This is a genomic window from Yoonia maritima (assembly GCF_043641945.1).
Lineage (GTDB): Bacteria > Pseudomonadota > Alphaproteobacteria > Rhodobacterales > Rhodobacteraceae > Yoonia > Yoonia maritima_B.
In genome coordinates this window covers 124258-139141 of record NZ_JBHZRX010000007.1, presented here as the reverse complement: position 1 = coordinate 139141, position 14884 = coordinate 124258, and the positions used below count along the sequence as shown (strand labels likewise).

Genomic DNA, 14884 nt, shown 5'->3' with positions numbered 1-14884 from the left:
TGGGTTGAAACCCACCCTACGCATGTCACGCAATAGAAATTTAAGGAGCACATGAAAATGGCTGCTAAGGACGTAAAATTCGGCACAGACGCCCGGAACAAGATGCTGAAAGGCGTCAACATTCTGGCTGACGCTGTAAAAGTCACGCTAGGCCCTAAAGGCCGCAACGTGGTTTTGGATAAATCTTTCGGCGCACCGCGCATCACCAAAGACGGTGTATCGGTTGCCAAAGAAATCGAACTTGAAGACAAGTTCGAAAACATGGGCGCGCAGATGGTTAAGGAAGTTGCTTCCCGGACCAATGACGAAGCTGGTGACGGTACAACAACCGCAACAGTTCTGGCCCAAGCCATCGTTCGCGAAGGCATGAAATCAGTTGCTGCGGGCATGAACCCAATGGACCTGAAGCGCGGCATCGACATGGCAACTGCCAAAGTCGTTGAAGCGATCAAAGCGGCTGCACGCCCTGTCAATGACAGCGACGAAGTTGCACAAGTTGGTACCATCTCTGCAAACGGCGAAGCTGAAATCGGTCGCCAGATCGCAGACGCTATGCAGCGCGTTGGCAACGAAGGTGTTATCACTGTCGAAGAAAACAAAGGTCTGGAAACAGAAACCGATGTTGTTGAAGGTATGCAGTTCGACCGCGGTTACCTGTCACCTTACTTTGTGACCAACACAGAGAAAATGACAACAGAGCTGGAAGACGCAATCATCCTGCTGCACGAAAAGAAACTTTCGTCGCTGCAGCCAATGGTTCCACTGCTCGAGTCTGTAATCCAGTCCGGCAAGCCTTTGCTAATCATCGCTGAAGATGTTGAAGGCGAAGCGCTGGCAACTCTCGTAGTTAACAAACTGCGCGGCGGCCTGAAAATTGCAGCTGTTAAAGCACCTGGCTTCGGCGATCGCCGCAAAGCAATGCTTCAAGACATCGCGATCCTGACTGGCGGCCAAGTGATTTCCGAAGACCTCGGCATGAAGCTTGAGAACGTCACAATTGACATGCTGGGTTCTGCTAAGCGCGTTGCAATCACCAAAGACGAAACAACTATCGTTGACGGTGCTGGCGACAAAGCTGAGATCGAAGCACGTGTTGGTCAGATCCGCGGCCAGATCGAAGAAACAACTTCTGATTACGACCGTGAAAAACTGCAAGAACGCGTTGCCAAACTGGCTGGCGGTGTTGCTGTCATCCGCGTCGGTGGCATGTCCGAAGTGGAAGTTAAAGAACGCAAAGACCGCGTTGACGATGCTCTAAACGCAACACGCGCTGCTGTTCAAGAAGGTATCGTTGTTGGTGGTGGTGTTGCTTTGATCCAAGCAGCTAAAACACTTGAAGGTCTTAAGGGTACTAACTCTGACCAAGACGTCGGTATTTCCATTGTTCGCAAGGCAATCGAAGCACCACTGCGTCAGATCGCTGAAAACTCTGGTGTTGACGGTTCTGTCGTTGCTGGCAAAATCCGCGAAAGCAGCGACAAAGCATTCGGCTTTAACGCACAAACCGAAGAATATGGCGACATGTTCAAGTTCGGCGTTATCGACCCTGCAAAAGTCGTACGTACAGCCCTGCAAGACGCAGCATCTGTTGCTGGCCTGCTGATCACAACCGAAGCTATGGTTGCTGACAAGCCGTCCAAAGACGGTGGCGCTGCTGGCGGCATGCCCGACATGGGCGGCATGGGCGGCATGATGTAAGCCGAATTTCCTTGCGGAAATTCGGCTCAGACTGCAAAGCGGCAGTCGTTTCGCAAGAAACGATGAGAGCTTTGAAGTCTATCTGCCAAACAAAGAGACGATATAAAAAGGGCGGTCCGGTTTCGGGCCGCCCTTTCCGTTTTTCCTATTGAAACGCGGATCACAAAATCCCCATCTGGTTTTGTCTTTGCTAGACGCCGTTGCCGCCCACCGTTACCGTCCGGCAAATGAACCTTTTCCAAACACCCGACTTTGCCCGCGACATGAAGCGCGGCGAAGAACCCGCTGTTGATGCGCTACTCGACCTTGCCTTTGGTGGCCCTGATGAATCGCGCCTTGTCGCTGCATTACGCAACTCGCGCGTGATTGCGGGCGAAACCGTACTGCCGATGGATGGTCAGATCATCGGCTACTACGCGTTGTCCTATATGGTGAAACCCAAGGGCTGGCTCTGCCTTGCGCCTGTGGCAATTCACCCCGACGTGCAGCGGCGCGGCTATGGCAAACGTATGATAGGCGTGCTGACTGAGTGGGCTCGGCTGACGAAAACGCCCGTGGTCGTTATCGGTGACGCCAAGTTTTACCAGAGCGCTGGCTTTTCATCTGACGCCGCCAAGAACCTGCAATCATCGTATCATATTGAGCACACGCTGCTTGCAGGCGCTGGTGACGCGCAGCCACAACAAACGCTCGTCTACCCTGCCCCGTTTGCGGACATTTAGACTATGAAGCTCTTCTTAGCTGTGGCGCTAACCATGACCGCCTTTGCGGCAAACTCTGTTTTGAACCGGATCGGTGTCGCGAACTATGACATGAGCCCGATGAGCTTTGCTGCGATACGTGTCGCTGCCGGGGCTGCCATGCTTTGGGTTTTGATCGCGCTTCGCAAGACCCCCGCGCCGGTTATCGTATCGCCAAAACGATTGGCGGGCGCAGTGGCGCTTGCGACATATATGATCGGGTTTTCCTGGGCCTACCAAAGCCTTGATGCAGGCATTGGTGCGTTGATCCTATTTGGTGCGTTGCAGGTCGTCATCTTCGGATGGGCCATCATTGAGAAACAGGCGGTGTCGGCCCAACGCTGGCTAGGCATGTTCATCGCACTTGGCGGGTTATGCGTTCTGCTATGGCCATCAGAAATCCGCCCGATGCCTGCGGCCCGCATCACGGCGATGATCGCTGCAGCCGTGGGTTGGGGCGCGTATACATTGTTAGGTAGGCGTGAGGCAGACCCTCTAGGCGCAACCGCGAGCAACTTTCTCTTATGCGTGCTGATTGTCGCGATCGGCTTCATCAACCGCGACCCAGTAGCGCCAATGGGGATTGTGACCGCCATTGCAGCGGGCGCTATCACCTCCGGGCTCGGCTATGCATTGTGGTACCGCGTTTTACCTAGCCTTCAGACGACCATCGCAGGCATCGCACAGCTAAGCGTTCCGGTGATCGCCGTCGCTTTTGGAGTCCTGTTCTTGGGTGAAACCGTCAGCCTAAAAATGACCATTGCAGGTGTGCTTGTGCTGGGTGGCATAGCAGTTTCGCTATACGGGCAAAAATGACGTTCCGTTCCCCTTTTACAAAGCCAATGCAGTGCTAACTATAATTGCATGAAAACATTCATTGCCGCCGCCCTTAGTCTGTCCGCGACCGCCGCATCGGCACAGGAATGTGTTGTGCTTTTGCATGGGCTTGCCCGGACGGAAATGTCGCTTACCCCGTTGCAGTTGGTGCTCGAGGAAGAAGGCTATCAGGTTGTAAACCGCGGATACCCCTCGACCGAGGCTCCGATCCAAACATTGGTCGATGAGTACGTGACCGAAGATGTCGCGGCCTGTGGCGATAAACGCATCAACTTTGTGACCCATTCCATGGGCGGTATTTTGGTGCGGCTGTGGCTCACTGAAAACAGACCAGAGCAAATGGGCCGCGTCGTCATGCTTGGGCCACCGAATGCCGGGTCAGAGCTTGTCGATATCTTTGGCGATTTTGAACCCTTTCAATGGGTCAATGGCCCGGCTGGCCTACAGCTCGGCACAGAGCCAGATAGCGTGCCCAATAGCCTTGAATACCTACCCTATGAGATTGGGGTGATCGCTGGTGATCGCACCCTGAACCCGGTCTACTCCGCGCTAATCGAAGGCCCTGACGACGGCAAGGTATCTGTCGCGTCAACCAGGCTGGATGGGATGACGGACCAGATCGTGCTGCCCGTCACCCACACCTTCATGATGAACAACCCTTTGGTCATCGAAGAGGTCCTATTCTTCCTGAAAGAAGGAAGATTCGATCATGACCTCAGCCTAACAGGCGTTATCTTTGGTACGGAAAAGGCAGACTAAGTCGCTGCCTTAACAATCCGGTTCACGTGGCCCATTTTACGGCCCGGCTTTACTTCAGCCTTCCCATACAGATGGATTGCAGCGTCAGTCTGCGCCAATTCTGGTATGCGGTCCATATCGTCGCCGATCAGGTTTTCCATCACAACGTCCGAATGCCGCGAACCGCTGCCCAGCGGCCAGCCTGCCACAGCACGGATGTGTTGTTCAAACTGACAGATCGTGCAGCCGTTTTGCGTCCAGTGACCAGAGTTATGCACGCGTGGCGCAATCTCATTCACGATCAAACCATTTGGCGTGACGAAGAGCTCAACGCCCATCACACCAACATAATCCAGCGCATTGAGGATATTTGCAGCCAGCAGGACAGCATCAGTGCGCTGGCTTGGTGTTAGCTTGGCAGGCACGGTCGTTGTGCGTAAAATCCCGTCCTCGTGGACGTTCTCGCCGGGATCATAGCAGGCAACAGCACCGTCCGGGCTACGCGCGCCAATGATCGACACCTCGTGGCTAAAATTAATAAAGCCTTCCAAAATGGCGGGCGCACCTGCCATATCGGCCAGTGCCTGGTCGGCGTCTTCTGGCGACATGATGCGGGCTTGGCCCTTGCCGTCGTAACCCATACGCCGGGTTTTCAAGATCGCAGGCGTGCCGATTTCAGCAATCGCCTTGGCCAGATCATCCGCGTTTGCGACATCCGCAAAAGGTGCGGTTTGCAAACCAAGCCCCTGCAAGAATGTCTTTTCTGTCAAACGGTCTTGGCTTGTTGCCAATGCCTGACGACCCGGGTGTATTGGCGCCAAGGATTCAAGTAAATCGAGCGCGCTGGTCGGGATGTTTTCGAATTCGTAAGTGATGACATCGACGGACTTACCAAAGGCGGTCAGCGCTTCAACATCATCATAACTTGCGGTCGTGATTTTGTCCGCGACCTCGCCCGCTGGCGGGTTCGCGCCCGGTTCAAAGATGTGTGATTTGATGCCAAGGCGTGATGCCGCGACAGACAACATGCGACCCAGCTGGCCGCCACCCAAAATACCAATCGTGGCCCCGACGGGCAGCGGTTTATTCATCTGTTGGTTCATCCGGAATAGAGTCTGAAAGTGCTGTGCGCCAAGCATCCAACCGTTCGGCCAGTGCTGGATCTTGCAGCGCAAGAATTCCTGCAGCCATCAGGCCGCCATTCTTTGCGCCAGCCGCCCCGATCGCCATTGTCGCAACGGGAAAACCGCGTGGCATCTGCAAAATTGAATATAGGCTATCAACGCCTGACAGCGCATTTGTCTGAACAGGTACGCCAACAACAGGAACGCGCGTCTTGGATGCCATCATACCCGGTAGGTGGGCCGCGCCCCCTGCCCCGGCAATGATAACCTGCAGACCGCGATCAACCGCTGTCTTACCGTAATCCCACAACCGATCAGGTGTGCGATGCGCCGAAACGATTTTCGTCTCATAATGAACGCCCAATTCATCGAGGACTTCCGCCGCTTCTCGCATGGTAGGCCAGTCCGACTGACTACCCATAATAATGCCGACCAAAGGTTGCGTCATACTATTCTTATCCTCGGTTTCAAAAGGAAGCGGCACTATAGCCAAGGCGGTCAAACCTGCAACGGCCTATCAGGCGATAATATCAGGCAAAATACGGTCTTCTAGTACGACGATACGATCCTTGAGCATCAGTTTCTGTCGCTTAAGGCGTTTGAGGGTCAACATATCGGCTGTTGGGTTTTCGTGAAGTGCCGCGATTGCGGCGTCCAAGTCACGATGCTCCTGTCGCAAAACTTCCAGTTTGACGCGCAATACCTCAATCTGATCCATTTTAGCGGAGTTATTCATCGACAGCTTACCTAGTTATCAGTTCCTTACAGCTCTATAGATAAAGGCTGCAAAGAAATCATCCTAATACTTGCTCTTGATCAATTCGCCTGTGGCCCCCATATTTTTACAAAGGTTGCCGAAATCGGGACCTAAATTGCGACAGTCGCTTAACGAAGGGCATGTCTTATGACGAAACTTGCTTTGGGAACCCATCCGTTCCTACTGGGATTTGAACAGCTGGAAAGGCTGGTCGAACGCACCGCCAAAAACGGAAACGACGGATACCCTCCATATAATATAGAACAAACTTCGGATAATTCTTACCGGATCACACTAGCAGTTGCTGGATTCGCCGAAAACGATCTGGCGATCACGGTCGAGGATAATTCGCTGGTCATCCGCGGTCGTCAAGATGACGACGCCGAGGGCCGTATCTACATGCATCGCGGCATTGCTGCCCGCCAGTTCCAGCGCTCGTTTGTACTGGCTGACGGTGTCGACGTTGGCGAAGCCGTTATGGAAAACGGACTTTTGCATGTGGACCTCACGCGCGCCGTCCCTGACCGCGTCGTGCAAACAATAAATATTCGGAAAGGATAAAAGCCATGGACACTAAATTCGATATCAACGAGCTGGCATCAGACATCGTATACGTGAAGCCCGTCCTAGCAGCGGATCTGCCCGAAGACATGCGCGAACAGGTCGGTGATTTGGAAACGCTATTCGCGGTGCACAATGCCGAAGGTGAACAGCTGGCGCTGGTTGCAAACCGCAAGCTGGCGTTCCACCTAGCCCGTGAAAACGACATGAACCCAGTGACAGTTCACTAAGCAGAAACAAAATAGGCCAGCCCATTCATTGGACTGGCCTAAAATTACGATAAGCGATGGATTAGCCTTTAATCAGGCCCATGCTTTCAAGCTTCAAGATCACCTGATGCGCACAGTTATCCACTTCGACACTTTCGGTCTCAAGGCTTAGCTCTGGGTTTTCTGGCACATCGTACGGGTCAGAAATACCGGTGAATTCCTTGATCTTGCCTTCACGTGCTAGCTTGTACAGGCCTTTACGGTCACGGCGTTCGCATTCCTCGATCGACGTTGCAACGTGCACTTCGATGAAAGCACCGAACTGTTCGATATCCTCACGAACGGCACGGCGTGTTGACGCGTAAGGCGCAATCGGCGCACAGATCGCGATACCACCGTTTTTGGTGATCTCGGATGCCACATAACCGATGCGACGAATGTTCAGATCACGGTGCTCTTTGCTAAAGCCAAGCTCGGACGACAGGTTCTTACGAACGATATCACCGTCAAGCAATGTCACCGGGCGACCGCCCATTTCCATCAGCTTAACCATCAGTGCGTTCGCAATAGTCGATTTGCCGGAACCAGAGAAACCGGTGAAGAACACGGTGAAACCCTGCTCTGCCCGTGGAGGACGTGTGCGGCGTAGTTCTTCGACCACAGTTGGGAAGCTGAACCATTCAGGAATTTCCAAACCTTCGGCCAGACGGCGACGCAATTCAGTGCCTGAGATGTTCAGGATGGTCACGTCATCCTTGTCTGCGATCTCATCGGCTGGTTCGTATTGGGCACGGTCCTGCACATAAACCATGTGCTTAAAGTCGACCATTTCGATGCCCATTTCCTCTTGATGCTCGCGGAACAGGTCCTGCGCATCATATGGGCCATAAAAATCTTCACCAGCCGAGTTTTTACCGGGCCCAGCGTGGTCGCGACCAACGATAAAGTGTGTGCAGCCGTGGTTCTTACGGATCAGGCCGTGCCAAACCGCCTCGCGCGGACCAGCCATACGCATCGCAAGGTTCAGCAGTGACATAGACGTTGTGGATGCTGGGTATTGATCCAGAACAGCCTCGTAGCAGCGCACGCGTGTAAAGTGATCAATGTCACCCGGCTTTGTCAGGCCAACAACAGGGTGGATCAACAGGTTTGCTTGCGCTTCTTTGGCGGCGCGGAATGTCAGTTCTTGGTGCGCACGGTGCAGCGGGTTACGTGTTTGGAACGCAACAACCTTGCGCCAGCCCATTTTGCGGAAATAAGCGCGCAGTTCGTTGGGTGTGTCACGACGAGCGCGGAAATCGTAGTGTACGGGCTGTTGGATACCAGTGACCGGACCACCAAGGTAAACAGCGCCTGCATGGTTGTGCAGATAGTTGACCGCTGGGTGTGCCAAGTCATCAGCGCCGAATACTTTTTCAGCTTCACGTGATTTGTTCGGCACCCATTTATCAGTGACTGTCATCGTCGCAAGGATAACACCCTCTTGGTCACGCAATGCGATATCTTGACCAAGTTCGACCGTTTCTGCGAACTTTTCGGTAACGTCGAGCGTGATAGGCATAGGCCAAAGCGTGCCATCAGCGGTGCGCATGTTCTCGACAACGCCGTTATAGTCTTCCTCGGAAAGGAAGCCCTTCAGCGGGTTGAAGCCACCATTCATCAACAGTTCCAGATCACAAATCTGGCGAGGGCTCAGATCATGGCTTACCAGATCGCCGGCTTCAGTTTTGAGTTTTTGTGCACTGTCGTAGGACACATATAGTTCGGGGATCGGGGCCAAATCTTGGGGCATGATTACTCTCTGACTATTGATGGGCAACTTGCCGCGCGGGATAAACCCGTGCTGCGGGCATTGTCTAGCACAATACAACAAAAAAGACAGTCATTCGCATCTTCACTCACCCCATAGAACCAAAGCGGTGGCTTTATACGACTATTAGACCGTCAGTCTTACTATTGCGCCAAGCACGAATGAGACAAGCACCACAAAAAATGCCGGACAAAATGCCCGGCACCAATTTGCTTTGACTTAGCCGTAACTTATTCCTGTTCAGCCAAGAACCGTTCTGCATCAAGCGCGGCCATGCACCCCATGCCGGCAGATGTCACAGCCTGACGGTAAACGTGATCGGTCAGGTCACCTGCAGCAAATACACCGGGAATCGCTGTGCGTGTACTGCCAGGTTCTACCGCAACATATCCACCACTGTGCAGTTCCAACTGATCTTTGACCAGTTCAGATGCAGGGGCGTGACCAATCGCGATAAACACGCCTTTCGCAGGGATATCGGTGATCTCGCCTGTCTTGGTGTGCTTAACTTTGATCCCTTCGACGCCAAGTGGGCTGTCTGTGCCATAGACTTCGTCAACTTCATGGAACCAAAGGGTTTCGATCTTCGGGTTCTTCTCCAGCCGATCCTGCAGGATTTTTTCAGCGCGCAGTTCGTCGCGGCGGTGGATCAGGGTCACTTTGGATGCAAAGTTGGTAAGGAACAATGCCTCTTCCACGGCAGTGTTGCCGCCACCGACAACAACAATTTCTTGACCGCGATAAAAGAAACCGTCGCACGTCGCACACGCACTAACGCCGAAGCCCTTGAACTTTTCTTCGGTCGGAAGGCCCAGCCATTTCGCGCGCGCACCAGTGCATAGGATCACAGCATCGGCAGTATAAACTGTACCGCTGTCTGACTTTGCCGAGAACGGACGGTTTTGCAGGTCCAGCTCAGTAATGATGTCGCCGACAATCTCGCAACCCATCGCGCGGGCGTGTGCTTCCATGCGAACCATCAGGTCTGGACCTTGGACTTCTGTATCACCCGGCCAGTTTTCGACTTCGGTTGTTGTGGTCAATTGGCCACCGGGCTCGATGCCTTGAACTAGGATCGGTTCCAGCATCGCGCGGGCCGCATAGACCCCCGCCGTATAGCCAGACGGACCAGAGCCGATGATCAGAACTTTGGTGTGACGGGTATCGGACATGATTGGCCTCTTTTAAATGAATCCGCTTTGATATAGCGGTGCACGCCGCAGGTTAAAAGACCACGCATAGCTGAGTTGCGCGGTTCGTTAATTACCGAACATTGAAATAATATTGCGCCGACACTCACAACTGCGTAGTATTTGCAAAAATACAGAGGATCCCCGATGCCGGGCACTAAACTTGACGAAATTGACCGCATGATTCTGGCAGAGCTTCAGGCGGATGGTCGCATGACCAACGTAGAACTGGCCAAACGTGTAGGGATCTCAGCCCCACCATGCCTGCGTCGTGTACGAACGCTGGAAGAACAAGGGTTTATCCAAGGCTACCACGCAGAGGTCAACTCGCGTGAGCTCGGCTTTGAGGTGCAGGTTTTTGCGATGGTCGGATTGGTGAGCCAAGCCGAAATCGACCTAAGCGCATTTGAAAAACGCTGCGGCGGTTGGCCCTTGGTACGTGAATGCCACATGCTGAATGGCGAAGTAGACTTTATCCTGAAATGTGTGGCCCCTGATCTGCGGACATTCCAACGGTTCCTGACCGAAGAATTGACCAGCGCAGAGAACGTTGCTTCTGTGAAAACGTCATTGGTCATCCGTGGTGCAAAAGATGAACCCGGCGTTCCATTTGACGTGCTCGAAGCACGGCTTGCCCAACAAGCATAAACTGAAAAGGGGCACCTGCCCTCGCAGATGCCCCCCTTCACTAAGCACGTACCAATGCGCGAACAGACGGTACGTGCCTGTGATTCTTATTCACCACCACCCAATTGGTGAACATATGCAGTGACCGCTTGAATTTCCGCTTCGGACAATCGTGTTCCCCAGTTTGGCATAACACCAAAACGGGCGTAGCGAACAGTTTCCTCTAGCGCGTCAACGTCGCCGCCATAAAGCCAGATCGCGTCAGTCAGATTTGGCGCACCAAGATCACGTAGCCCAGTTCCGTCGTCACCGTGGCACGAGGCACAGTTATCGTAAAAAATTATGCCACCTTGTTCGGCCATTGCCGCGTCATGCTCTTGGTTCGAAATGGCGCGTACGTGTTGCACTACCGCGTCGATTTCATCATTGGTCAGTATCTCATCAAACGCTGTCATCTCAGAATAGCGCGCATCCCAGTCTTCCTCGTTTCGGATACCATGACGGATAGTGTAGCTGATGTTTTCAAAATCACCGCCCCACAGCCAATCATCATCAAGCAGGTTGGGGTAACCCTTAGAGCCCGCGGCACCAGAACCATGGCATTGTGAACAGTTGTTGCGGAACACGGCCGCCCCGGCTGACGTTGCATATCGCATCAGCTCTTCGTTCTCGGACAAGGTCGTCAAATCTGCAGAGGCCAGTTGCGCTGAAATCCCAGCGTTGGCCTCTTCAAACCGTGCGATGTCGGCCGCGACTTCTGCGCGGGTCGAATAGCCAAGTACACCTGTCGTCGCGCCGGAAATCATTGGCCACGCAGGATAGGCAATCGAATACCCAATCGCCCAAACGATGGTCATGTAAAGCGTCCACAACCACCAACGAGGGAGCGGATTATTCAGCTCTTTGATACCGTCCCAGCTGTGGCCCGTTGTGTCAGTGCCGGTGACTTCATCAATGTCTTTTTTATCGCTGCTCATGGTTGCAGCTCCTTGGCTTTGGGGTCGTCGCCGGCAGGAGTTTCAACGCTGCCTGGCTTAACTTCGTTACGAAATGGGATGCTTGCGGTTTCGGCATGAACCTTGGCGCTGCCGGGCCGGAACGCCCATACAATGACCCCAAGAAAGAACAGCGTCATTGCCAGTAGAACCCAGCTATCGGCGAGTTGGCGTAAGAATGAATAGGTATCCATTGTCAGTACTCCTTAGCGGCTGGCGTCTGGGGTGAAGGTCGAGAAATCAACCGTCGTACCCAGCATTTGCAGATAGGCCACAAGCGCATCCATTTCAGACACGCCGGGCGCGCCGTCAAAGTTACGGATTTGCGCACCGGGATATCGTTCAAGCAGATCATCATAAGAGTCACTGTCGGGATCGATCTGTGCCAAAACATCAGATGCAGCGACCTCAATCATTTCTTCGGTATAGGGAACACCGACAATCCGATGGGTTGCCACGACGTCTGCCGCATATTCTGCGTTCACTTCAGCATCCATCAGATAGCCGTATCCCGGCATCACCGATTCAGGCACCACGGATTGCGGATCAATTAGGTGATCCACATGCCAAGCATCAGAATACTTGCCGCCAACACGGGCCAGATCAGGCCCTGTGCGCTTTGAACCCCATTGGAACGGGTGGTCATACATCGATTCAGCTGCCAGCGAATAATGGCCATAGCGTTCGACCTCGTCACGCATCGGGCGGATCATCTGGCTGTGACAGACATAGCAGCCTTCGCGTACATAGATATCCCGGCCCGCCAGTTCTAGCGGGGAATAGGGGCGCACGCCTTCGACCTCTTCGATGGTATTCTCAAGGTAGAACAGCGGTGCAATTTCTACGATCCCGCCCACAGTCACAACAAGCAGAGAGCAAACGAACAGCAAGGTTGGGCTGCGCTCTAATGCAGCGTGTTTGGCCAGGAAGCCTTTGGTAGGTGTTGTATCAGACATTGTTCCTGATCCTTATTCTGCTGGGACGCCAACAAAGGCTTTTTGGCGCGCGCCACCTTTGATGGTCATGAACATGTTCCAGGCCATAATCAGCGCACCGGCTAGGTACATGACCCCACCCAAACCGCGGACGATATACATGGGCAGTTTGGCGGAAACAGTGTCGGCAAAGCTGTTCACAAGGAAACCGTTTGCATCGACTTCACGCCACATCAGGCCTTCCATGATACCGGTGACCCACATGGACGCCGCGTAGAGAATGATGCCGATTGTGGCCAACCAGAAGTGCCAGTTGATAGCCGACATCGAATGCATCTGCGCGCGGCCCCACAGACGTGGTGTCAAGAAATACAGCGCAGAGAATGTGATCATCCCGTTCCAACCAAGTGCGCCAGAGTGCACGTGCCCAATGGTCCAGTCGGTATAGTGTGACAGGCTGTTCACGGCGCGGATCGACATCATCGGTCCTTCAAAAGTGGACATCCCATAGAACGCGAGGCTGATGACCATCATCCGAATAATCGGATCGGTGCGTAGCTTGTCCCATGCCCCTTGAAGGGTCATCAGGCCGTTGATCATACCGCCCCAGCTAGGCATCCAAAGGATGATCGAAAACACCATGCCCAGCGTCGATGCCCAATCAGGCAGCGCGGTATAATGCAGGTGGTGTGGACCAGCCCAGATGTAGAGAAAGATCAGCGCCCAAAAGTGAATGATCGACAGCTTGTAGCTGTAGACAGGGCGGCCCGCTTGTTTGGGTACGAAGTAGTACATCATGCCCAAGAAGCCGGCGGTCAGGAAAAAGCCCACAGCGTTGTGGCCGTACCACCACTGGGTCATGGCGTCTTGGACACCTGCAAATAGCTGCACAGATTTGCTACCCCAGATACTGACGGGAACAGAAAGGTTGTTCACGATGTGGAGCATCGCCACGGTGATGATGAACGACAGCAAGAACCAGTTGGCAACGTAGATGTGCTTTTCTTTGCGGTTAAAGATCGTGCCCAGATAAACTGCCAAGAATGCGACCCAAACGATGGTCAACCAGATATCAACGTACCATTCAGGCTCGGCGTATTCTTTCGATTGGGTAGCCCCTAGCAGGTACCCTGTCGCGGCAAGTACGATAAACAAATTGTACCCCCAAAACACAAACCACGACAGGTTCCCGCCCCACAATCGAGCGCCGCATGTGCGTTGCACGATGTAGAATGACGACATGATCAATGCGTTACCACCAAAGGCAAAAATCACCGCACTTGTGTGCAGTGGGCGCAAACGACCAAAATTTCCGAAAGGTTGAAGAACTTCAAAATTCAGCAATGGAAACGCCAATTGAAATGCGATGACGACACCAACTAAAAACCCGATAACACCCCAAAACGCGGTGGCAATCACACCGGCGCGGACGACATCATCCATATAACCGTCAGTCGCGACCGGCTTTATCGGCTCATCTGTTTGGCGCAGCGTACGCAAAAACAGAAAACCCGACACCAGCATAATGATGATCGCATGCACGACGTAGGCGACATCGCGACCCCAGTTCGCCGCGATAGCCGCAAGCAGGGTGATAATCCCCAGCACGACCAGCTTAATATAGTTCTCCATCAGAGAATCCCCTTCGTTTGCCGCGCCTAGAATCCGGCCCGACAGCTATTTCTGTGATCCCTTTTGAGCAGATTTTCAGATCGGGTCTTTGACATGGATCAAGACCAACGCATCTCAACTATCTCATAGTGATGATTAAGGGCAGTTACCCGTGGTCGATCGCCCAAACGACAAAATCCAACAGAGGGATGCCAACTCATGGCCTACAAGATCATCTCTACAATTATTACGCATAAAGAAGACGTTGACGGGCTGAATGCCGCTATCGCTCTTGCCACACGGATGGATGCGCATCTCGACATCTACGCTGTAACAGTCAGCCACACAGAAACCGGCAGCTACTATATGGGTGCCGACGCGATGCTGATTGCGGATCAAACAAAAGATGCGATCAAGCGACGTGACGAACTCGAAAAATGGATCAACGCCGAAATGAAAGGCGAGACAGTGCGCTGGTCTCTGCAATCCGCCGCCGTGCAAGGACCTGCACTGACCGGATACATTGCACGCTCTTTGCGGTTCTCAGACTTGGTGGTGACCTCTCGGGCTTATCAAGGCAATGATGAAATCGCCTCAATCATTGAGGCAAGCCTATTTGCCGCCGAACGCCCCGTTCTTATGATCCCCAAAGGATGCAATGCCCCCGATCAAGATGGCCGCATCATTGTCGGCTGGAACGATGGCGCCGAAGCATTGGCCGCAGCACGCGCAGCGCTGCCATTCCTGACGGAAGCCGCGCAAACAGACGTTTGCATCATCGATCCGCCAAAGCACGCGTCCGACAGATCTAACCCCGGCGGAGCCGTTGCGCAGTATTTAATGCGCCACGGAGCAAAGACTCAGGTTGACGTTCTTGCAAAAACAGAGCCAGATATCGCCGAGATGCTGTTGCGCCATGCTCGGGAGGTAGGCGCACAGATGATCGTGTCCGGGGCCTATGGCCATTCCCGCTTGCGCGAAGCTGTCTTTGGCGGCACCACGCGGAGCCTGCTGGAGATGGCAGACCGGCCGATCTTGATGTCGCGTTAACA

17 protein-coding genes are annotated in these 14884 nt (G+C 53.6%); 8 read left to right on the top strand and 9 right to left on the bottom strand.

The window, feature by feature from the left end; translation table 11 throughout:
* The first annotated feature begins 57 nt into the window (after positions 1–57).
* The 4 genes from groL to ACHUEV_RS15095 all read left to right on the top strand — a co-directional run bounded on the left by groL (position 58) and on the right by ACHUEV_RS15095 (position 4034).
* Positions 58–1698 carry a chaperonin GroEL gene (gene groL / locus ACHUEV_RS15110; RefSeq protein ID WP_394181305.1) on the top strand — a complete coding sequence of 547 codons (1641 nt, stop codon included), beginning with the start codon at positions 58–60 and terminating at the stop codon, positions 1696–1698.
* A gap of 227 nt (positions 1699–1925) precedes the next feature.
* A complete protein-coding gene (locus ACHUEV_RS15105) occupies positions 1926–2420 on the top strand; it encodes a GNAT family N-acetyltransferase (RefSeq protein WP_394181303.1) in 495 nt (164 codons plus the stop codon).
* Between the two features lie 3 nt (positions 2421–2423).
* Positions 2424–3254 (top strand): DMT family transporter, encoded by an 831-nt coding sequence (locus ACHUEV_RS15100; RefSeq protein ID WP_394181301.1) that lies wholly within the window; start codon positions 2424–2426, stop codon positions 3252–3254.
* Between the two features lie 48 nt (positions 3255–3302).
* Positions 3303–4034: an esterase/lipase family protein gene (locus ACHUEV_RS15095; RefSeq protein ID WP_394181299.1), complete on the top strand. Its 732-nt coding sequence runs from the start codon at positions 3303–3305 to the stop codon at positions 4032–4034.
* On the opposite strand, the gene ACHUEV_RS15090 is transcribed toward ACHUEV_RS15095, so the two are convergent.
* The 3 genes from ACHUEV_RS15090 to ACHUEV_RS15080 all read right to left on the bottom strand — a co-directional run bounded on the left by ACHUEV_RS15090 (position 4031) and on the right by ACHUEV_RS15080 (position 5873).
* A complete protein-coding gene (locus ACHUEV_RS15090) occupies positions 4031–5104 on the bottom strand; it encodes a 5-(carboxyamino)imidazole ribonucleotide synthase (protein WP_394181297.1) in 1074 nt (357 codons plus the stop codon). The two genes, ACHUEV_RS15095 and ACHUEV_RS15090, sit on opposite strands and share 4 nt — an antisense overlap.
* Entirely contained in the window at positions 5097–5585 is a 489-nt protein-coding gene (gene purE / locus ACHUEV_RS15085; protein WP_394181295.1) for a 5-(carboxyamino)imidazole ribonucleotide mutase, read from the bottom strand. The genes ACHUEV_RS15090 and purE overlap by 8 nt, the downstream gene beginning before the upstream one ends.
* Positions 5586–5654: 69 nt before the next feature.
* Positions 5655–5873 (bottom strand): YdcH family protein, encoded by a 219-nt coding sequence (locus tag ACHUEV_RS15080; RefSeq protein ID WP_394181293.1) that lies wholly within the window; start codon positions 5871–5873, stop codon positions 5655–5657.
* A gap of 168 nt (positions 5874–6041) precedes the next feature.
* Between ACHUEV_RS15080 and ACHUEV_RS15075 the strand changes: the two genes are divergently transcribed.
* Both ACHUEV_RS15075 and ACHUEV_RS15070 read left to right on the top strand, forming a co-directional pair.
* Positions 6042–6455, top strand: a complete 414-nt coding sequence (locus tag ACHUEV_RS15075; protein WP_394181291.1) for an Hsp20 family protein — start codon at positions 6042–6044, stop codon at positions 6453–6455.
* Positions 6456–6460: 5 nt separating this feature from the next.
* Positions 6461–6685, top strand: coding sequence for a DUF1150 family protein (locus tag ACHUEV_RS15070; protein ID WP_106358088.1), 225 nt, complete (start codon positions 6461–6463; stop codon positions 6683–6685).
* 61 nt (positions 6686–6746) lie between these two features.
* Here ACHUEV_RS15070 and ACHUEV_RS15065 read toward each other — a convergent pair whose 3' ends face one another.
* Both ACHUEV_RS15065 and trxB read right to left on the bottom strand, forming a co-directional pair.
* Complete coding sequence (locus ACHUEV_RS15065) at positions 6747–8456, bottom strand: bifunctional sulfate adenylyltransferase/adenylylsulfate kinase (protein ID WP_394181289.1); 1710 nt, start codon at positions 8454–8456, stop codon at positions 6747–6749.
* A 248-nt stretch (positions 8457–8704) separates the two neighbouring features.
* Entirely contained in the window at positions 8705–9646 is a 942-nt protein-coding gene (gene trxB, locus ACHUEV_RS15060) for a thioredoxin-disulfide reductase (RefSeq protein ID WP_394181287.1), read from the bottom strand.
* Between the two features lie 165 nt (positions 9647–9811).
* Between trxB and ACHUEV_RS15055 the strand changes: the two genes are divergently transcribed.
* Entirely contained in the window at positions 9812–10312 is a 501-nt protein-coding gene (locus ACHUEV_RS15055; RefSeq protein ID WP_394181285.1) for an Lrp/AsnC family transcriptional regulator, read from the top strand.
* Between the two features lie 86 nt (positions 10313–10398).
* Here the strand turns inward: ACHUEV_RS15055 and ccoP are convergent, their stop codons facing one another.
* Genes ccoP through ccoN form a run of 4 tightly spaced genes read right to left on the bottom strand, consistent with a single transcriptional unit; the run spans position 10399 to position 13853 of the window.
* Complete coding sequence (gene ccoP, locus ACHUEV_RS15050) at positions 10399–11268, bottom strand: cytochrome-c oxidase, cbb3-type subunit III (protein WP_394181283.1); 870 nt, start codon at positions 11266–11268, stop codon at positions 10399–10401.
* Entirely contained in the window at positions 11265–11480 is a 216-nt protein-coding gene (locus tag ACHUEV_RS15045) for a cbb3-type cytochrome c oxidase subunit 3 (RefSeq protein ID WP_394181281.1), read from the bottom strand. Before ACHUEV_RS15045 ends, ccoP begins: the two co-directional genes overlap by 4 nt.
* Positions 11481–11492: 12 nt before the next feature.
* Positions 11493–12242, bottom strand: a complete 750-nt coding sequence (gene ccoO, locus ACHUEV_RS15040; protein ID WP_394181279.1) for a cytochrome-c oxidase, cbb3-type subunit II — start codon at positions 12240–12242, stop codon at positions 11493–11495.
* Positions 12243–12254: 12 nt separating this feature from the next.
* Positions 12255–13853: a cytochrome-c oxidase, cbb3-type subunit I gene (gene ccoN / locus ACHUEV_RS15035; protein WP_394181277.1), complete on the bottom strand. Its 1599-nt coding sequence runs from the start codon at positions 13851–13853 to the stop codon at positions 12255–12257.
* Between the two features lie 198 nt (positions 13854–14051).
* Between ccoN and ACHUEV_RS15030 the strand changes: the two genes are divergently transcribed.
* Complete coding sequence (locus ACHUEV_RS15030) at positions 14052–14882, top strand: universal stress protein (RefSeq protein WP_394181275.1); 831 nt, start codon at positions 14052–14054, stop codon at positions 14880–14882.
* The last annotated feature ends 2 nt before the right edge of the window (positions 14883–14884 follow it).